Here is a 501-nt window from a genome sequence, read left to right on the forward strand (position 1 = left end):
CGCAGGCGCCAGCCTGAACGACGACCGGCGATGGCTCGCAACGGAGCCATCGCCGATTCGTGGCGGGAGGGGGAGGGTCGATCAGGCCTTCGGCGTGTCGGTCTTGCCTTCATCCTGCGATGTCTGCACGACGGGCCCGGGCAGTCCGGTGATCTTCGGCACGCATTCCCGATGGAACCACACGAGATTGACCGGTTCGCCAGCCAGCAGACGCTTGACCGGGGGCACGACCTGTTCGCCGATCAGCATGCCGAGCAAGCCGAGAAGCGCGACGGCGGGCGGTGCAGGGGAGCGCACCCCGAGGCCGCCATAAAGAATGCCGACGAGCACGCCGACGCCGAGCGAGACGAGATAGAGCTTCATGAAATTCTCCGCGAAGCATGCGATCTAAGGTCGTACCACGCCACGGCGATAAAGCCGCCCACGAGTCCGAGATGCTCGAAAAAGCCGTTGGCGAGCATGACGCGCTCACCCGGCGGTGCGGCCCAGAAGCGGTTGGCC

Annotated in this window: 1 protein-coding gene and 1 pseudogene; both read right to left on the minus strand. The window is 65.9% G+C overall.

Annotation, left to right across the window (positions count from 1 at the left end):
- Positions 1-81 precede the first annotated feature (81 nt).
- Positions 82-363, minus strand: coding sequence for a DUF1427 family protein (locus CDV44_RS26980; protein ID WP_087691674.1), 282 nt, complete (start codon positions 361-363; stop codon positions 82-84).
- A pseudogene (locus tag CDV44_RS28685) lies at positions 360-501 on the minus strand (DoxX family protein); the annotation flags it as partial. The gene CDV44_RS26980 and the pseudogene CDV44_RS28685, both read right to left, overlap by 4 nt.

Source organism: Pandoraea sp. PE-S2R-1 (assembly GCF_002179865.1).
Lineage (GTDB): Bacteria > Pseudomonadota > Gammaproteobacteria > Burkholderiales > Burkholderiaceae > Pandoraea.

Coding starts and splice junctions, on each gene's coding strand:
- CDV44_RS26980 (WP_087691674.1), bottom strand. CDS start 363: ATGAAGCTCTATCTCGTCTCGCTCGGCGTCGGCGTGCTCGTCGGCATT.